Below are 18,632 nucleotides of genomic sequence, written 5' to 3' on the forward strand. Positions count from 1 at the left end.
AGATCAAGGCTTGATCAAAGCGGTGATCAGATGCTCGACATGGCCACCGTCGCGATGCTCGCGGGCGTCGAAGGCGATCTGCTTTACCTCATACGCGGCATAGGTAGCCTTGATGCGCCGCTGCGCCTCGCGACGTGTCTTGGAGCAGGACGGGTCGTCGGCAATCCTGAGGCCGGAGATGGATGTTTCGATGGCCCGCATCATTTCCCTGGCGATGCGACCATGGGTTTCTTCGTGAGCGCGGACGCCGGCGAAGAACCGCGACCAGTGCTTCTGGAGCGCCGGCGCGGTGGCCGAGGCGAGATGCGGAAACGTGTAAAACAGATTGAGCGTGCCGTCGGCCCGCCGCAGGCGGCAGAAGCCATTGTCCTGGCCGGCGTCAAGGTTCCAATCCACGGTGTAGCCCGTCTGGGCGATGGCATGCGTCATGAAGCCGTGCTTCGGCCCCTTGCGGTCCATCGCCTTCATCAGCGCCAGGCCAGTGTTCCCGGTGATGTCATAGGTCCGCGTCTTGATCAGCACCCTGGTGCCAGCCGAGGCCATCGAAGCCGAACCGCACACAGCGCCGATCACCACAAGGCATACTAAAACCGCCAAGCGCATTGGCCATCTCCCTGTCGTCAGGGGATGGAACCACAAGCGCGCGGCAGTTTCAACAGTTCTAATATTTCACATGCCCGGCAACCCCGGCCATGACCGGCATTTTGCGTGCGGCCGGCGAGACGGTCCAGCCAGCGCGTAGCTTACATACCTTGGTAGACCGGACCTTCGCCGCCTTGTGGCGGCACCCAGTTGATGTTCTGGTTCGGGTCCTTGATGTCGCATGTTTTGCAGTGGACGCAGTTCTGCGCGTTGATGACGAAGCGCACGTCCTTTGCCGCGGGATCGGCGGCGGCATTGCCGTCCTTGTCGACCCATTCGTAGACGCTGGCCGGACAATAGCGTGTCGAGGGTCCGGCAAAGACATCATGCTCGGAGCGCTTCTGCAGGTCCATGTCGCCGACAAGCAGATGGACCGGCTCGTTTTCCTCGTGATTGGTGTTTGACAGGAACACCGAGGACAGGCGGTCGAAGGTCAGCACGCCATCCGGCTTCGGATAGGCGATCTTCTCGTGCTTGGCGGCCGGCTCGAGCGTGGCATAGTCGGCCTTGCCATGCTTCAGCGTGCCGAAGGGCGAGAAGCCGAACAGCGTGTTCAGCCACATGTCGAGGCCACCAAGGCTGACGCCAATGATGGTGCCGAAGCGCGACCAGAGCGGCTTGACGTTGCGCACCTTCTTCAGGTCCTTGCCGATGTCGGTGTCCCGCCATGCAGCCTCGTAGGAGGAAAGCTCGTCATTGGCACGGCCGGCGCCGATCGCCTCGGCGACATGCTCGGCCGCCAGCATTCCCGAAAGGACCGCGTTGTGGGAGCCCTTGATGCGCGGCACATTGACGAAACCTGCCGCGCAGCCCATCAGCGCGCCACCGGGGAAGGAAAGTTTCGGCACTGACTGCCAGCCACCCTCGGTGATGGCGCGCGCGCCATAACCCAGGCGCTTGGCGCCCTCGAAGGTGCCCCTGATTGCCGGATGGGTCTTGAAGCGCTGGAATTCGTCGAACGGCGACAGCCAGGGGTTCTTGTAGTTGAGGTGGAGGACGAAGCCGACCGCCACCTGGTTGTCCTCCAGATGGTAGAGGAAAGAGCCGCCACCTGTCTTCATGTCGAGCGGCCAGCCGAACGAATGCTGGACCAGGCCCGGCCTGTGGTTCTCTGGCTTGACCTGCCAGAGTTCCTTGAGGCCGATGCCGTATTTGCCGGGCTCGCGGCCATCGGAAAGCTTGTATTTGGCGATCAGCTGCTTGGCGAGCGAGCCGCGCGCGCCTTCGCCGATCAGCACATATTTGCCCATCAGCGCCATGCCCGGCGCGAAACCCGGACCATGCGTGCCGTCCTTCTGGACGCCCATGTCGCCGGTCACCACGCCGGTAACGGCGCCGGCGTCATTGTAGAGCAGGCCCGCCGCGGCGAAGCCGGGATAGATCTCGACGCCGAGCGCCTCGGCCTTACCTGCCAGCCATCGGCAGACATTGCCGAGCGAGACGATGAAGTTGCCATGATTGTTCATCAGCGGCGGCATCAGGATGTTGGGTAGACGGAACGAGCCTGCCGGGCCCAGAACGAGGAAATGGTCGTCTGTGACCGGCGTCTTGAAGGGATGCCCATCCTCGTCGCGCCAGCCCGGCAAGAGCCGGTCGATGCCGATCGGATCGACGACGGCGCCGGAGAGGATATGGGCGCCGACCTCGCCGCCCTTTTCCAGGACGACGACCGAGAGTTCGGGATTGACCTGCTTGAGGCGGATGGCGGCGGCAAGGCCGGCCGGGCCGGCGCCGACAATGACCACGTCGAATTCCATGCTTTCGCGTTCGATGTCGCTCATCAACCCCTCCGCACTGGCTTATCCCATTCCGGCATCTTGCTGGCTCCTGCGCTGCATAGCGCATCAATCGGCGACAGGAAACCGGCGCAAACGTGACAATGCCGTTTTGGCCAAAAAGTCGCGCATTGCGGTGCTGGGGCGGCTGCTTTGCCCCGTCGAGGCGCAGCGCGCCCACGTTTTTAATTGTTCGACGGCTTGCTTATCGGCCATACTTCAAACCATGCGCTTTCCTGAGCCAGCCGGCTTTTCACCGACGCGCTTTCTTTTCACGCCCGGCCGTGTCTGCGGGGCGCTCCTTTTGGCCCCTCTGGTGCTGGCTCCGGGCCATGCCGCAGCGGACGAAGTGAAAGTATGGGCGGCAGGCGCCTACTCCTTCTCCGACGAGCTTGGCGGCTTCCACATCACCGGCGCTTCAGGCATTGGAACGAGAGACGATCCGCTGGTCATCACCGAAGAGCTGAATTCGTCAACGCCGGTGACCCTGACCATCCGCACGACAAAGCCGATCCAGGCTTTCGGCCCGGCCGGCGCATTCGCCAATGGCATCATGTATATGCGCATCGACGTGCTCAACAACAGCGGCCAGGCCTGGATCGAATTCCAGTTCGAGCTGCAGGAGATGCTGAATCAGCCGAGCGTGTTCGGCGACGGACTTTCGTTCGACCAGCGCAACAAGACGCCCGATAACATCTGGTCGAGCAATTTCGCCGATTTCGACCGCGATTTCGAACCCTATGACCGACTGCTGTTCCGGAATGGCAAGGTCGACCCGCTGAAGACCGCCAGATTCGAATTCCTGATGACCGACTATACGCCGCGCTGGACCTTCTATCTGGTGCAGGATCCACGCATACCGACCGGGTAGAACAAGCAGCCAGCCTTGCAAATTGCCGTCATGGGGGCGAATGTGCCGGCATGACTGCCGCTTCCTCACATAACAGACCAGACATTGCCGACCTGCTGGCCTTTTATGCCAGCGTGGGCGTCGACGAGCCGCTTGAAGACCAGCCGGTGAACCGGTTCGCCGAGATCGTGCCAAAGCCGATGGAGCGTGCGCCGACGGCGACGCCCTCGGGCAATACCGCCGCGCAGCAGCGTTCGACGACCGTGTCTCGCCCCGAAGCCATCGACAGAGCAAATGCACCACCCGTTGCACGCGCACCGTCGGCGACGGTTCCCGACGAAGCGCAGGCGGCGCTGGCCCGCCAGTTGGCAACGACGGCAACGACCCTGGACGAGCTTCGCCAGCACATGGCGGCGTTCGACGGCTGCAATCTCAAAGCCACGGCCAAGAACCTTGTGTTCGCCGACGGCAACCCGGAAGCCGCCGTGATGCTGGTTGGCGAGGCGCCGGGGCGCGACGAGGACATCGAGGGCGTGCCCTTCGTCGGCCGCTCGGGTCGGCTGCTCGACCGCATGCTGGCGGCGATTGGGCTCGACCGGACCTCGGTCTACATCGCTAACGTTATTCCGTGGCGGCCGCCGGGCAATCGCACGCCGACGCCGCACGAAACCGAGATCTGCCGGCCATTCATCGAGCGGCAGATCGAACTGGTCAATCCGAAAGTGCTGATCAACCTCGGCGGTCCGTCGGCCAAGACCTTGCTCAACACCAGCGAAGGCATCCTGCGCCTGCGCGGCAACTGGCGCGTCCACACGACGGCATCCGGCGTCGCCATTCCCGCCATGCCAACGCTGCATCCCGCGTATCTGCTGCGAACGCCGTCGCACAAGAAGCTGGCGTGGCGGGATTTGCTTGAGGTGAAGGCGAAACTGCGGGCGATTGGCTAGACGCTTGGCGGCCCTCCCTTGTGGGAAAAGGACAGGACCATAACCTCGCAGGTAATTGAAATCAGCTGTCCGCCGCTCTAACCATGCCTCCATGACATCAGCCCAAAATTCCGCCGGCAGCCTCATTCGCGAATGGCGGACGCGCCGACGAATGTCACAGCTCGAACTCGCCATGGAGGCCGAGATCTCACAGCGGCATTTGAGCTTCGTCGAAAGCGGCCGCGCCGCGCCCTCGCGCGATATGGTGCTGCATCTGGCCGAACAGCTTTCGATCCCGCTCCGGCAGCGCAACCAGTTGCTGCTCGCCGCCGGCTTTGCGCCGAGCTTCGGCGAGCGCTCGCTGACCGACAAGACATTGGCGCCGGCGATGGCGGCGGTCGAGATCGTGCTGAAGGGGCATGAGCCATTCCCGGCACTCGCTGTCGACCGCCACTGGAACCTGGTTTCGGCCAATGCCGCCATCGCTCCCTTCCTTGCCGATGTCGGCGAGGCTTCGCTGCTGGCGCCGCCGGTCAACGTGCTTCGCCTCAGCCTGCATCCCGGCGGCATCGGACCGCGCATCGTCAATCTCCAGGAATGGCGGACGCATCTGCTCGAGCGTCTCAAACACCAGATTGACGCCAGCGGCGACCCGGTGCTGGTCGATCTGGAGCGCGAGTTGCGCAGCTACCCGTCCGGTTTGAAATGCAGCCGGCCGGCGCCGGTCGAGCCGAATGCCATCGTGCACCCGCTCAGGCTGGCGCATGGCGATCAGGTGCTGTCGTTCATCAGCACCATCACGGTGTTCGGCACACCACTCGACGTGACACTGTCGGAACTGGCGATCGAATCGTTTTTCCCGGCCGATGAGCAGACGAGGACGGTTCTGATACGCTTGGCGAAGGAGCGGGCAGAACAGTCGTAATCAGCCTTCTGGCAAAGACGCCTTGCGGGTGCGAGTGCGCTCCAGGCCAAGCTGGCGCTCGCGCCAGATGATGAATATCCCGGCGGCAACAACGATTAGGCCGCCGACAAGCATGTGAACCGTGGCAACGTCGCCGAAGACGAGATAGCCGACGACCAGGCCAAGGATCATCGAGCTATATTCGAACGGCGCCACCACCGAGGCCTCGGCATGGCGATAGGCTGCCGTCATCAGAATCTGGCCGAGGCCGCCGCAGAAGCCGGCGGCAACCAGAAGAGCCGCCTGGAGCGGCGTCAGCATCCGCCAACCGAACGGCAGCGACAAGAGCGACATGACGCTCGCCGTCACCGAAAACCACAGCACGATGGTCGCGGTGCGTTCGCTTTGCACGAGATTGCGCACCAACAGCATGGCGACCGCCGAGATCGCCGCGGCGACAAGGGCGGCAATGACGCCAAGCACCTCCTGGTCGTCGAGCGCCTGGTCCGAACTGAGCAGTGTCAATTCCGGCCACGAGATGATCAGCACGCCGATCAGGCCGACCGCAACCGCGCTCCAGCGATAGACGCGTATGGTTTCACCGAGAAAGATCGAGCTGAATACCACCACAAGCAGCGGCTGCGCGTAGTTCAGCGTGATCGCCTCCGGCAGCGGCAGCCGGGTCAGCGCGAAAAAGCCGAGCCCCATGGCGCCGACGCCGACAAGGCCGCGGGCGATGTGGTTGAGCGGGTGCTTGGTGGTGAAGGCAGTGCCGAGTTTTCCCTTGAAAGTCAAAAACGCGATAATCGGGAAGATCGCGAAGAAAGAACGGAAGAAGACGATCTGGCCCGCTGGAACGGTGCCTGCGGCCTTGATGCAGGTCTGCATGCCGACGAAGACGGCCACCGACACGATCTTGAGCATGATGCCGGTGAGCGTGTTGTGCCCGCCAGCATGGTCGCTGACTGTGGGGCTGCCGTGGGCGGCTTTCACGCTCCCACAGCTTCGCGGATGGTTGCCCAGATGCGCGCCGGCGTTGCCGGCATGTCGATGTGCCTGACGCCATACGCGCGCCAGAGCGCGTCGGTGACCGCGTTGAGTGCGGCGGGAGTCGAGCCGATGGTGCCGGCCTCGCCTGCCCCCTTGATGCCGAGCGCATTTGTGGTCGAAGGCACGTTGCGGGTCTCGAAATGGAAGAACGGGAAATTGTCGGCGCGCGGCATGGCGTAGTCCATGAAACTCGCCGTCAAAAGCTGTCCGTCCTCGCTGTAGATCGTGTCTTCGATCAGTGCCTGGCCGATGCCTTGCACGACACCGCCATGCACCTGGCCGGCGAGCAGGATCGGATTCACGGTGACGCCGAAATCGTCGACAATGGTGTAGCGGACGATCTCGGTGGCGCCGGTATCCGGGTCGATCTCGACCTCGCAGATATGGGTACCGTTCGGGTAGGTGCATTCGTCCTGCACGAACTCGCCAAAGCCTTTGAGATCATCAGGCGTCTTGGCGGCCTTGGCGATGGTGGAAAAATCGATCGAACGATCGGTGCCGACGATGCGGGCAGCGCCATCAGACAGCTCGATGTCGCCGGCCGAGGCTTCCAGCTCATCGGCAGCGATGCGCTTGATCTTGTTGGCAAGGTCTTCGCCGGCCCGCGATGCTGACACGCCGCCGAGCGGAACGGAGCGCGAGCCGCCGGTGCCGCCGCCAGCCTTCAGCTCGTCGGTGTCACCCTGGCGGACATGGATCTTGTCGATGTCGAGATTGAGCTTTTCCGACAGGAACTGCGCATAGGCAGTGGCGTGCCCCTGCCCGTTGGTCTGGGTGCCGATTTTCAGCGTCACCGTGCCGTCGCCGTTGAGTTCGACGAAGGCCGGTTCCGATCCGGGGAAAGCGCAAGCCTCGATATAGGTCGCCATGCCGAGGCCGCGGATCTTGCCGCCGGCTTTCGACTGCGCCAGCCGCGCCGGGAACGTTTTCCATTCGGACCGTTCGATGGCACGCTCCATATGGCCTTCGAATTCACCGGTGTCGTAGAGACGACCGGTTTGGGTGCGGTAGGGAAACTGTTCCGGCCGAATGAAATTGCGGCGGCGAATCTCATCGACAGGCAGGCCGAGATCGTGGGCGCAGGCATCGACCAGCTTTTCCAGCAGGAACGCTGCCTCCGGTCTGCCGGCACCGCGATAGGCGTCGACCGGGCAGGTGTTGGTGTAGAGGCCGGTGACCGAGACGTCGAGCGCCTGGATATCATAGACGCCGGTCGACATGGTGACGCCGATATAGGGAATGAACGGGCCGTATTGCGAGATATAGGCGCCGATGTTGGCGAGCAGGTACACCTTCATGCCGAGGAATCGGCCATCCTTGTCCAGCGCCATCTCGGCCGTCACGACATTGTCGCGCCCTTGTGCGTCGGTCAGGAAGTGTTCTGTGCGGTCGCCGGCCCATTTGACCGGGCGGCCAAGCCGCTTTGCCGCCTCCAGGACCAGCGGATATTCGCGGTAGACGAAGGTCTTCGGCCCGAAACCGCCGCCGACATCCGGCGTGATGACGCGCAGCTGATTCTTCTTGATCTTGAACAGGCCGGCCAGAATGTACTGCATGGAATGCACGCCCTGCGACCCCGTGGTCAGCACGAAGCGGTTCTCCTCCACGTTCCACTCGCCGATTGCCGAGCGCGGCTCCATGTAGTTGCAGACCAGCCGATTGTTGACGAATTCGATACGCGTGACATGGGCGGCCTTCGCGAAAGCCGCGTCGGTCTTTTTCTTGTCACCCATGTGGTAGCTGAAGGCGCGGTTGGAACCGAGTTCCGGCCAGACCAGCGGCGCGCCTTCGGCAAGCGCCGCTGCCGTCCCGGAAGCCGCGTCTTCGCTGTCATAGTCGACGTCAATCAGCTCCGCGGCGTCCTGCGCCAAGGCGCGACTCTCGGCGACAACAAAGGCAACGGCATCACCGACATAGTGGACCCGGTCGCGGCACAGGATCGGGATGTCGCGCGTCGGCGCCCTGGTGCCGTCCGGCTGTTCCTGCATGACGCCGGACCTGAGATCTCCCAGATGAGCAAGATCCTTGCCGGTCAGCACCAGATGCACACCAGGCGCCGTCTTCGCGGCCTCGGTCGAACCGATGGTGAAGCTGGCCTTGGCGACCGGTGAGCGCAGGACATAGCCATGCAGGACCCCAGCCGGCTGGATATCGTCGGTATAGCGGCCCTGCCCCTGGATGAAGGCGGCATCCTCGCGCCGCAGCACGGATGCGCCCATGCCGAATTTCGGTGTGACGACGGTCATGAGTTGCCTCGTGATGATGACGGGAGAAGAACGCCTGAAATAGGCATTGCCTTAGTTTTGTCGAGGGGCCGTTTCGTGTAAAGAGCGCGGACTTCAAATTTCTTGGACAGCGGACACAATCCGCCGCCGACGCAATCGACAGGAAAGCCACGGAATGCGCACGGACACCGGCCAGGTCTTCAAGCTCGAAGACTATCGCCCCAACGACTACCTCATTCCGCAAACCAACCTCACCTTCCGCCTTTCGCCAGACGCAACGCGCGTCACCGCCTTGCTTACCGTCGAGCGACGTGACGGCGTATCCGCGTCGGCTCCGTTGGTGCTCGACGGTGACGGCCTGACGCTCAAGCGCATCGAGATCGACGGCAAGGAGGTGAAACCGGCGGATCTGCTGGCGAGCCCAGATCAGCTGACCATTCTCAAGCCGCCGGCCGCGCATCGCTTCCAGTTGCTGATTGAGACCGAGCTGGCGCCGGCCGGCAACGAAGCCCTGATGGGCCTCTACCGCTCGAGCAATGTCTACTGCACGCAGTGCGAGGCCGAAGGCTTTCGCCGCATCACCTATTTCCTCGATCGGCCCGACATCCTGTCCGTCTACACGGTGCGGATCGAAGCGCTGCGTGACGAGGCGCCGCTGCTTCTGTCCAACGGCAACCCGCTCGACAGAGGCGATCTGGGCGACGGCTGGCACTATGCCAGATGGCACGACCCCTTCCCCAAGCCGTCCTACCTGTTCGCGCTGGTGGCCGGCAATCTCGGCCAGCTCGCCGACAGTTTCGTCACCCTGTCCGGCCGCGCGGTCGAGCTCGGCATCTATGTCGAGCCCGGCAAGGAGAAGCTGGCCGGCTACGCGATGGACGCCCTGAAGCGGTCGATGAAATGGGACGAGGAGGCGTTCGGACGGGAATACGATCTCGACGTCTTCAACATCGTCGCCGTGTCCGACTTCAACATGGGCGCGATGGAGAACAAGGGCCTTAACATCTTCAACGACAAATATGTGCTGGCCGATCGCGAGACCGCGACGGACGCTGATTTCGCCAATATCGAGGCGATCATCGCGCATGAGTATTTCCACAATTGGACAGGCAACAGAATCACTTGCCGCGACTGGTTCCAGCTTTGCCTGAAGGAAGGGCTGACGGTCTTCCGCGACCACGAATTCTCCGCCGACCAGCGCTCGCGGGCGGTCAAGCGCATCGCCGAGGTGCGCACCTTGCGCGCCCACCAGTTTCCCGAGGATCAGGGCCCGCTGGCGCATCCGGTGCGGCCGCGCCGCTACCGCGAGATCAACAATTTCTACACGGCGACGGTCTACGAGAAAGGCTCCGAAGTTGTGCGAATGATCCGTACGATTCTCGGGGCCGAGGTCTTTCGCGCCGGCATGGACCTTTATTTCGAGCGGCACGACGGTGACGCGGCGACGATCGAGGATTTCATCAAAGTGTTCGAGGATGCATCCGGCCGCGACCTGTCGCAGTTCGCGCTCTGGTATCATCAGGCAGGAACGCCCAACCTGACGATCAGTTCGACGCACAATCCGGCCGCGCAAGAATTCACGCTCGAAATCGAGCAGTCGGTGCCGCCGACGCCTTCCGAAAGCCGCAAGCGGCTGATGCACATCCCGCTCGCCTTCGGCCTGATCGGCGCCGGCGGCAAGGCCGTGGAGTATAGCGGCGTCGAGGGCGCCAGCATCGAGGACGGCGTCATCCATGTCCGCAAGCGCCGCCACATGGTGCGGTTCTCAGGCGTCGCCGAACGCCCGGCCGTGTCGCTCAACCGAGGCTTTTCGGCGCCGGTGACGCTGTCGGTCGAGCAGAAAGCCGATGACCAGTTCTTCCTCGCCCGTCACGACAATGACGCCTTCTCGCGCTGGCAGGCCTTCAACACATTGCTGACCGATGCGCTGATATCAGCCTTCCGCGAGATCCTCGGCGGCAAGCAGCCCGACTTCGCGGCGCGGCTGACCGAACTCGCCGGCAGCATCGCCGGCGACGAAACGCTCGAACCGGCCTATCGGGCGCTGGCGCTGGCACTGCCGGGCGAAGCCGACATTGCCCGCGACATCGGCAGAAATATCGACCCCGACGCCATCTATGCGGCCCGCGAGGCGCTGGCGCTGGCGATCGGCACCGCAAACCGCGGCGCTTTTTCGAGCCTGTACCTCAGCCTTGCCGACAAGGCAGCGTTCAGCCCTGACGCGGCGAGCGCCGGGCGACGCGCCTTGCGCAACACCCTGCTGGATTATCTATCGCTGCAGCCGGGCGGAGCGGCCCTCGCCGCCGGGCATTTCCAGTCTGCGACCAACATGACCGACCGCGCGGCCGCACTCGCCGTGCTCGCGCATCGTCACCACGGTTCGCCCGAGGCGATCAAGGCGCTCGCGGCTTTCGAGACGATCTATGGCTCCGACCCGCTGGTCATGGACAAATGGTTCCAGATCCAGGCCAGCGTCCCGGGATCGCAAACCGTCGACACAGTGAGGGCCCTGACCAACCACCCGGCCTTCTCGATGGGCAACCCGAACCGGGTACGGTCGTTGATCGGCACCTTCTCCAGTGCCAACCAGACCGGCTTCCACCGAGCCGACGGCGAAGGCTACCGGTTCTTTTCGCAAACAGTGCTCGAGGTCGAAAAGCGCAACCCGCAGGTGGCGGCAAGGCTGGCGACGGCGCTCAGATCGTGGCGTTCGCTTGAACCTTCGCGGCAGGCCAAAGCCCGGGAGGCGCTGCTTTCGATCGCCAACGCCGATAACCTGTCGGCGGATCTGAGGGATATCGTCGAGCGCACGCTGGCTTAGACTTGGCTTGCGCCCGAGGGAGGATCGGCCGTTTCGGCATTATTTTAGTCGATTTTTAATCTTTTTTCGCCGGGCCACTGGACAAGGCGAATCACCTTTGATTCTTTACTGACGATTCGGATGTGCGGCGTTTGCCGGATCAAAGCAGCATAGGCAAATTCGGGGAGTGCCATTTATGGCGAAGGCGGACGCGTGGGGCGCGCCCGAAGGGACGGCTTTTGCGCATCGCGAGACGCGCAGCGACGGTCTTGCCGGGAATACGCGGCTCATCGCCGAACCGGCCTACCGACGACTTCTGGCCGCCGAACCGCTGCTGCGCCGATCGATACCCGTCCTCATCATCACCTTCCTGATCGTCATCGCGGCGCTGCGCGTACTGTCGCTGCTGAACGAGCGCGACGATGTCGAGCGCAATGCCAAGGCGATCCTGACGCTGGCGGCGGGCCAACTGGCCAGTTCGCTCGCCACCACCTCGGACACGGTGCCTGGCGCCATCCAGGATCTGCTGGAGACCACAAGCCGTCAGGGTGCGATGGGCCGCAGCCATGTGCTCGTCATCACCGACGGTGCTTTCAAGATCATCGCGGTGACGCCGCGCTCGACCCCATGGCAAGGCCATTCGCTCGACGGCCTCGTCGAGGGCGGCCAACCCTTGTTCATGTTCGGCGATCGCGCCGGCGTCATGGAAGTTAACATTGACGGACGGGACTGGTATGCGGCGGTCAGCCTGGCAAATGGCCAGAAGGGTGCTGCGGCGGCCCTGGTGCCACAGGACGCGGTTTTCGAAGCCTGGCGCAAGACTGTTTCGCTGAACGTCACCCTGTTCGTGCTGACGGCCGGTGTGCTGATCGTCATTCTCTATGCCTATTTCGGCCAGGCAGCGCGCGCACAGGCGGCTGACCGCATCTACCTCGAAGCGCATCAGCGCATTGACATGGCACTGGTTCGCGGCCGCTGCGGCCTGTGGGACTGGGATATGGTGCGCGGCAAGATGTACTGGTCGCGATCGATGTATGACATGCTCGGCTACAAGCCCTGCGACACGATGCTGTCCTTCGGAGAGGTCGATCAGATCATCCACGCCGAGGACGGCGACCTGTTCGAGCTTGCCAATAGAATTGTCGCACGAGAGATCGACCACATAGACCAGGTGTTCCGGATGCGGCATGCCGACGGCCAATGGGTCTGGATGCGCGCACGCGCACAAGTCATCGATCCGGAAGCGCCGGAGATCCAGCTGATCGGGATCGCCGTAGACGTCACCGAACAGCGTCATCTGGCGCTGCGTTCCGAGGCCGCCGACCTTCGCCTCAGAACAGCGATCGAGAACATCAACGAATCCTTCGTGCTGTGGGATTCGGCTCAGCGCCTGATCATGTGCAATTCCAAATACCAGCAGGACAACGGGCTTTCGGACCGTGATGTGATGCCGGGCGTCACACGCGCGGCTCTTGAAGAACGCATGCAGGCCTTTGCTTCCGAGCGGCGGCTTGCCAACACCAGCGGACTGCAAGGCGGCGCCACTTTCGAGCGGCAGCTGGCCGATGGCCGCTGGCTGCAGGTCAACGAACTGAAGACCAGGGATGGCGGCATCGTCGCCGTCGGTTCAGATATCACCCAGATCAAGCTGCACCAGGAGAAGCTGGTCGACAGCGAGCGCCGGCTGATGGCGACGATCCATGATCTCAGCCTCGCGCGGCGGGCGGAAGAGGAGCGGTCGCGCGAACTGGTCGACCTCAACCGCAAATATATGAAGGAAACCGAACGCGCCGAGGCGGCGAATCGGGCCAAGTCCGAGTTCCTGGCCAACATGTCGCATGAGTTGCGCACGCCGCTGAACGCGATCATCGGCTTCTCCGAACTGATGGAACAGGGGCTGTTCGGCCCGCTCGGATCGGAGCGCTACGAGGAGTACGCGACCGACATCAACAGCAGCGGCAAATATCTGCTGGGCGTCATCAACGACATTCTCGACATGTCCAAGATCGAGGCTGGCCAGTTCTCGCTGGACCGCGAAGAGATCGACCTCGGCCCGCTGATCAGCGAAACCGTTCGCGTCGTATCGTTGCAGGCGGCGCAAAAGGCCATCACCGTGGAAACCCGCATCGCCGACGCGCTGACGCTGATCGCCGACCGCCGTGCGATCAAGCAGATCGTCATCAACCTTTTGTCCAATGCGGTGAAATTCACCGGCCAGGGAGGCCACATATCGGTCAGGGCCCGCAACACGTCCGCCGCGCTGGTGCTGACGATCGAGGACAATGGCTGCGGCATCCCCAAGGATGCGCTCGGCAAACTCGGACGGCCCTTCGAACAGGTGCAGAACCAGTTCTCCAAGAGTCACGCCGGGTCCGGCCTTGGCCTCGCCATCTCGCGCTCGCTGGCTGAACTCCAGGGCGGCGCGCTGAAGATCCGTTCGACCGAAGGTGTCGGCACGATCGTATCGGTGCGCATTCCGGTGAAGAAAGCCGCGTCGGCGATCAGGGCCGCGGCCTGAGCAGCAGGCTCCGGCCTGCACCGCCGGAGCCTACTCCAGACAGCCTCACTGCATATCGCTGTCGTCGCCGTCGTCACTCCATTGGCGGTGGCGGCCGAAGCGGCCGCCCTTCGGCAATTCGCCCTTTTCGATCTTGCCGTCATTGTTCCTGTCGAGCATCGCAAAGATTTTCTTCTCCCGACCGGCGATGTCGTCTGCCGTCAGGGTGCCGTCGCCCTTGGTGTCGTAGCGGGCGATGATGCGTTTGGCCATCTGCTCGAAGCGCGCCTTCTCCAGCGCCTCGGCGAGCTGGGCGACGGTCAGCTTGCCGCCATTGTCGGCGACGAGTTTCTTCAGCCGAGCGTTCATGGCGTCGGAGAACTGGTCGAAGGTGATGGTGCCGTTCGAATCCTTCATCGCCTTGTTGAGTCGCATCATCGTGCCCTCGCGCATTTTTGCGCTGACATTGTTTTCGGCGTAGGCCGCGGAGCCGACAGCACCGGCCAAGGCTAGGAAGGCAAGGGCAAGTTTGGTTGTCTTTCTCATGGTCTTCTCCTGTTGCATCGTCACCCCCGATGCGGTCCGAGACAGCCGCTCGTCGCGATCATCCCGTACGAAGCAAAAGGTCGAAATCTTTCCTGACCTTTTGCGACGTCTCTTTGAGATGTGCTTCCAGCACACCGAAATCCGGCAGGTCTGTCACCGCCAGAAGCAGATCCGAAAGCCCGGGCGGAACATCGTCGCGCTCGAAGGCTCCGGTGAGGCACAGCCGCGTCATCTGGGTCAGTGCCAGATAGAGCGCATAGGCATCGCCAAGCTCCTGCCTGACCCCGGCATCGGCGAAACCCGGCGCCAGATGCGACAGGATCTCGGCCGTACCGGTGGCGCGTGCAATTGGCACGGCCGGGGCACGTAACCCGGCCTCGACCTGCCCGGTGATCACAGCCACCTGAGCGATGAATTCGAGATCGATGAGGCCGCCGGGGATCAGTTTGATGTCCCAGAGATCGCGTGGCGGCTTTTCCTTTTCGATCATGGCGCGCATGTCCGAGGCCTCGGCCATCACTTTTGCCGCATCGCGCGGTTGGCCGAGCACCGCCGCCACTTCCGCCTCGACCTCGCTGCACAGGCTGGCGTCGCCGGCAATGGCACGCGCCCGCGAAAGCGCCATGTGCTCCCACGTCCAAGCCTCCTGGCGCTGGTACTTCTTGAAGGCATCGATATGGGTGGCCACCGGACCCTTGTTGCCCGATGGCCGCAAGCGCAGGTCGAGGTCGTAGAGAACCCCCTCCGCCGTCGGCGCGGACACCGCCGCGATCAGCCGCTGCGTCATGCGGGTGTAGTAATGCGAAGGCGCCAGCGGCTTATCGCCATCGGATTCCTCGGCATCCGGTGCGTGGTCGTAGAGCAGGATCAGGTCGACATCCGAGCCGGCGGTCAACTCTCGGCTGCCGAGTTTGCCTAGGCCGAGCAGGGAAACCACGCCTCCGGCAATCGTGCCGTGGCGCGCTGCGAATTCGGTTGTCACCGCCTGCAGCGCCGCCTCGATGGTGAGATCTGCCAGGTCGGAAAAGGCGTGGCCGGCGCGCACCGGGTCGATCGAGCCGGCCAGCAGCCGCACACCGATCAGGAATTTCTGCTCGGAGGCAAATATGCGCAGCCGGTCGAGCACGTCCTCATACAGCCGGTCGCCCTCGACGAAGGCGGAAAGTCGCGCCGACAGATAGGCGCGGTCCGGCAGCTCCGTCAGCAAGGCCGGATCCAGCAAACCGTCGAAAACATGCGGCCGGCGCGTGATGATCGCTGCCAGCCGGGGTGCCGCACCCATGATTGTCGCCAAAAGCTTGAGCAGGGCCGGATTGGACTGCAGCAGGGAAAACAGCTGGATGCCGGCCGGCAGGCCAGCGAGAAACTCATCGAAGCGCAACAGGGCCTCATCAGCCCTGCGCGTCTGGCCAAAGGACCGCAACAGCGCCGGCGTCAGTTCCGTCAGCCGCTCGCGTGCCTCCGCCGACTGGGTGACGCGATAGCGGCCGAAATGCCAGCCGCGAATGACGCGGCAGATGTCGCTTGGTCGCTGAAAGCCGAGACCGTGCAAGGTCCGCAACGTATCGGGATCGTCGACATCGCCGGTGAAGACCAAATTGCCGATGCCGGTTGAGAGTTCCGGCGCGGTTTCGAAGAGTGCCGCGTAATGGCGTTCGACCTGCTGCAGCGAAGCGCGGAACGCTTGGGAAAAGGCAGCAGAATCGGCAAAACCCAGCATGCGGGCGATTCGCTCCAGCCCCTCATCGTCATCCGGCAGCGTGTGCGTCTGCTCGTCGGCAACCATCTGCACGGCATGTTCGACACGGCGCAGGAACCAGTACTGGCGCGCCAGCGCGTCACGCGCATCGGTGGTGATCCAGCCACGCGCCGCGAGCTGGCCGAGCATCGGCACGGTCTCGCGGCCACGCAGTTCCGGAAAGCGTCCGCCGGCGATGAGCTGCTGGGTCTGGACGAAGAACTCGATTTCGCGGATACCGCCGCGCCCGACCTTTACGTTGTGGCCCTTGACGGCGATCTCGCCATGACCCTTGTGGGCGTGGATCTGTCGCTTGATCGAATGGACGTCGGCAATCGCCGCGTAGTCCATGTATTTGCGCCAGATGTAGGGCTGGAGCTCCTTGAGGAAGGAGGCGCCCGCGGCCAGGTCACCGGCCACCGGACGCGCCTTGACCATGGCGGCGCGCTCCCAGTTCTGGCCGCGCGCTTCATAGTAGCGTAGTGCGGCCTCGACTGGGATCGCCAGCGGGGTTGAACCCGGATCGGGGCGCAGCCTCAGGTCGGTGCGGAAAACATAACCGTGCTCGGTGCGATCCTGCAGGATACGAACCAGGCGGCGCGTCAGGCGGGAAAACAATTCGGTGGCGTCGAGCGGATCGATCACGGCCGGCGCTTCCGGGTCGAAGAAAACCACGAGATCGATGTCGGAGGAGAAATTCAGCTCGTGCGCGCCAAGCTTGCCCATGCCGAGCAGGATCCAGCCCGATTTCTTCGATGGGTTGTCGAGATCCGGCAGTTTGAGCTTGCCCTGGCCATGCGCGTCGCGCAGCAGGAAGTCGACGGCCGCACGGGTGCAAGCATCGGCAAGGTCGCTCAACCGCCGAACCGTCAGCGCCGTTTCGGCCTCGCCGGCAAGATCAGCCAGCGCGATCAGGAAATGTGCCTCGGCCTTGCACTGGCGAAGTTCCATCATGAGCCCGGCTTCCGATACCTCCTCGGCCAATGGCGCCTGGTCGATGGTGGCGCCGATCGCTTTCAGCCGGACCTCGACAGTCTGCTCGAACAGCCCGTCTAGAATCCGTGGCCGGCGACGAGCCGTATCGCGCAGGAAGGGCGACAGATCGAAGATGGCTGCCAAGAGATCCTGGCCCTCCCCTTTACGGGCCAGGAACTTGGCCAGCCTGGTCAGCCCTTCTTCGCCTGCGGCGGAGGCGATCTCGGCCAGTTCTTGCCGCGCCCGGTCTTCGTCTAACGGGGCAAGACTGATCGCCGGCTTCAGCAGCCAGTCCGTCGCCCTCGCAGCCGTGCTCATCAGTGATTCTCCCGTGCCGGGAAACTCATGACCACAGACAGTCCAGGATTGCCGGGCGAGAGATCAAGCCGGCCATTGTGGAACGTCATGACGGCCTTGGCGAGGCTGAGGCCAAGGCCGGAACCCGGCTGCGATCGGCTTTTTTCCAACCGCACGAAACGTTCCGTCGCGCGGGCACGGTCGGCGTCGTCGGGGATGCCGTGGCCATTGTCGATGACCGAGAGCCGAACATCCGTGCCGGCTCGCTCAAGGGCTACGCGCACAGCCGGCTGAGCGGCGTCGGTCGAATATTTGATGGCGTTGTCGACGATGTTCGACAGCGCCTGGCCGATCAGTTCGCGGTTGCCGTTGACGAAAACCGTCTCCCGCACGTCGGTCTTAAGCGAGACGCCCGCCTCCTCCGCCACCGGCTCGTAGAGTTCGACGACATCGCGAACGGCCTCGGAAAGATCGACGCGGTCGGTGTTCTCCGAGGAGTAGCCAGCCTCCAGCCGGGAGATCATCAGGATGGCNCCGCTTCTGCCCGGTTGCGCAGCCGCGTCAGCGGCGTCTTCAGATCATGCGCGATGTTGTCGGAAACCTGCTTCAAGCCTTCGTTGAGCGTGGCGATCCTGGCCAGCATCACATTGAGGTTTTCGGAAAGCCGGTCGAACTCGTCGCCGGTCCCGGTCACCGGCAGCCGGCCGGTCAGGTCGCCACCCATGATGCGGCGGCTGGCCTCCGACACACTGTCGATGCGCTTCAGCGCCGCGCGGCCGACGAAGAACCAGATCAGCAGCCCGCCAAGCCCCATCATGCCGAGCGCCAGCATCAGGGCGCGACGGATCACGGCGCGAAAACGCTCCGGCTCACCGAGGTCACGGCCGACCAGCATGATCATCTGATTTGGCAGCCGCAGCACCAGCGCAATGGCATTGTGGCCCGTTTCGCCCTGGGCCTGCGGGTCGTTCTGCTCGGTTTGGTTGGTGCCCTGCTCGGCGGGCAGATTGCGCAGACGCTCGAGCTCTCCTTCGCCAAAGCGCTGGTAGGAGAACGGGCTGCTGGTCCAACCTTCGGTTTCGAGAACGCCCGGTTCAAGGCTCTGCACATTGCCGGTCAGAATCTGGCCGTTGGCGTCAGCGATCAGATAGAGGTTTGCGCCAGGCTGGCGCGAGCGCGCTTCGACCACACGGACCAGCACCGGCAGGCCACCGCGTTGATAGGCGCGGGCCAGACCGAGCACCTCGTCATTGATGGTGTCCTGGGTCTGCGCCGTCAGCATGCGCGCCGAAAGGGAGGTCATGTAAAAGACGAGCGCCACCGCGCAGAGCGCGAAGAGCAGGAGGTAGAGCGCCGAAAGCCGCGCTGCCGTCGTCTTCATGATGGCTGGCACGGAAAGGGCCATGC

At 63.5% G+C, this 18,632-nt stretch carries 11 protein-coding genes and 1 pseudogene; 5 read left to right on the plus strand and 7 right to left on the minus strand.

Features of this window, described 5'->3' with window-relative positions; translation table 11 throughout:
- Positions 1–3 precede the first annotated feature (3 nt).
- Together X744_RS151710 and X744_RS151705 are read right to left on the minus strand one after the other, a co-directional pair.
- Positions 4–603, minus strand: coding sequence for a DUF922 domain-containing protein (locus tag X744_RS151710; RefSeq protein WP_023760440.1), 600 nt, complete (start codon positions 601–603; stop codon positions 4–6).
- Positions 604–743: 140 nt separating this feature from the next.
- Positions 744–2,423 carry an electron transfer flavoprotein-ubiquinone oxidoreductase gene (locus X744_RS151705; RefSeq protein ID WP_023760441.1) on the minus strand — a complete coding sequence of 560 codons (1,680 nt, stop codon included), beginning with the start codon at positions 2,421–2,423 and terminating at the stop codon, positions 744–746.
- A 220-nt stretch (positions 2,424–2,643) separates the two neighbouring features.
- Here X744_RS151705 and X744_RS151700 point away from each other — a divergent pair, with 220 nt between their 5' ends.
- From X744_RS151700 to X744_RS151690, 3 genes are all read left to right on the plus strand, one after another.
- The gene (locus tag X744_RS151700; protein WP_023760442.1) at positions 2,644–3,288 is read left to right on the plus strand and encodes a hypothetical protein; all 645 of its coding nucleotides are present in this window, start codon (positions 2,644–2,646) and stop codon (positions 3,286–3,288) included.
- 50 nt (positions 3,289–3,338) lie between these two features.
- Positions 3,339–4,214, plus strand: coding sequence for a uracil-DNA glycosylase (locus X744_RS151695; RefSeq protein WP_023760443.1), 876 nt, complete (start codon positions 3,339–3,341; stop codon positions 4,212–4,214).
- Between the two features lie 91 nt (positions 4,215–4,305).
- Entirely contained in the window at positions 4,306–5,118 is an 813-nt protein-coding gene (locus X744_RS151690) for a helix-turn-helix transcriptional regulator (protein WP_023760444.1), read from the plus strand.
- Here X744_RS151690 and X744_RS151685 read toward each other — a convergent pair whose 3' ends face one another.
- Positions 5,119–6,021, minus strand: a complete 903-nt coding sequence (locus X744_RS151685) for a DMT family transporter (RefSeq protein WP_245266748.1) — start codon at positions 6,019–6,021, stop codon at positions 5,119–5,121. It lies immediately after the preceding gene.
- Positions 6,022–6,086: 65 nt separating this feature from the next.
- Entirely contained in the window at positions 6,087–8,393 is a 2,307-nt protein-coding gene (locus X744_RS151680) for a xanthine dehydrogenase family protein molybdopterin-binding subunit (protein ID WP_023760446.1), read from the minus strand.
- 154 nt (positions 8,394–8,547) lie between these two features.
- On the opposite strand from X744_RS151680, the gene pepN reads away from it, so the two are divergent.
- Positions 8,548–11,193: an aminopeptidase N gene (pepN, locus tag X744_RS151675; RefSeq protein ID WP_023760447.1), complete on the plus strand. Its 2,646-nt coding sequence runs from the start codon at positions 8,548–8,550 to the stop codon at positions 11,191–11,193.
- Positions 11,194–11,368: 175 nt separating this feature from the next.
- Positions 11,369–13,690 (plus strand): PAS domain-containing sensor histidine kinase, encoded by a 2,322-nt coding sequence (locus tag X744_RS151670; protein ID WP_023760448.1) that lies wholly within the window; start codon positions 11,369–11,371, stop codon positions 13,688–13,690.
- Positions 13,691–13,735: 45 nt separating this feature from the next.
- Here the strand turns inward: X744_RS151670 and X744_RS151665 are convergent, their stop codons facing one another.
- From X744_RS151665 to X744_RS01000000169945, 3 genes and pseudogenes are all read right to left on the minus strand, one after another.
- Positions 13,736–14,215: a hypothetical protein gene (locus X744_RS151665; protein ID WP_023760449.1), complete on the minus strand. Its 480-nt coding sequence runs from the start codon at positions 14,213–14,215 to the stop codon at positions 13,736–13,738.
- Between the two features lie 58 nt (positions 14,216–14,273).
- Positions 14,274–17,246 (minus strand): bifunctional [glutamine synthetase] adenylyltransferase/[glutamine synthetase]-adenylyl-L-tyrosine phosphorylase, encoded by a 2,973-nt coding sequence (locus tag X744_RS151660; RefSeq protein ID WP_031260633.1) that lies wholly within the window; start codon positions 17,244–17,246, stop codon positions 14,274–14,276.
- Positions 17,246–18,630: pseudogene (locus X744_RS01000000169945) on the minus strand (HAMP domain-containing sensor histidine kinase). Before X744_RS01000000169945 ends, X744_RS151660 begins: the two are co-directional and overlap by 1 nt.
- Positions 18,631–18,632 lie beyond the last annotated feature (2 nt).

Origin of the sequence: Mesorhizobium sp. LNHC252B00, assembly GCF_000502955.1 — a bacterium.
In the GTDB taxonomy this organism is placed as follows: Bacteria; Pseudomonadota; Alphaproteobacteria; order Rhizobiales; family Rhizobiaceae; genus Mesorhizobium.

Coding starts and splice junctions, on each gene's coding strand:
- X744_RS151700 (WP_023760442.1), top strand. CDS start 2,644: ATGCGCTTTCCTGAGCCAGCCGGCTTTTCACCGACGCGCTTTCTTTTC.
- X744_RS151695 (WP_023760443.1), top strand. CDS start 3,339: ATGACTGCCGCTTCCTCACATAACAGACCAGACATTGCCGACCTGCTG.
- X744_RS151685 (WP_245266748.1), bottom strand. CDS start 6,021: ATGCTCAAGATCGTGTCGGTGGCCGTCTTCGTCGGCATGCAGACCTGC.
- X744_RS151665 (WP_023760449.1), bottom strand. CDS start 14,215: ATGAGAAAGACAACCAAACTTGCCCTTGCCTTCCTAGCCTTGGCCGGT.
- pepN (WP_023760447.1), top strand. CDS start 8,548: ATGCGCACGGACACCGGCCAGGTCTTCAAGCTCGAAGACTATCGCCCC.
- X744_RS151710 (WP_023760440.1), bottom strand. CDS start 603: ATGCGCTTGGCGGTTTTAGTATGCCTTGTGGTGATCGGCGCTGTGTGC.
- X744_RS151670 (WP_023760448.1), top strand. CDS start 11,369: ATGGCGAAGGCGGACGCGTGGGGCGCGCCCGAAGGGACGGCTTTTGCG.
- X744_RS151680 (WP_023760446.1), bottom strand. CDS start 8,393: ATGACCGTCGTCACACCGAAATTCGGCATGGGCGCATCCGTGCTGCGG.
- X744_RS151660 (WP_031260633.1), bottom strand. CDS start 17,246: ATGAGCACGGCTGCGAGGGCGACGGACTGGCTGCTGAAGCCGGCGATC.
- X744_RS151705 (WP_023760441.1), bottom strand. CDS start 2,423: ATGAGCGACATCGAACGCGAAAGCATGGAATTCGACGTGGTCATTGTC.
- X744_RS151690 (WP_023760444.1), top strand. CDS start 4,306: ATGACATCAGCCCAAAATTCCGCCGGCAGCCTCATTCGCGAATGGCGG.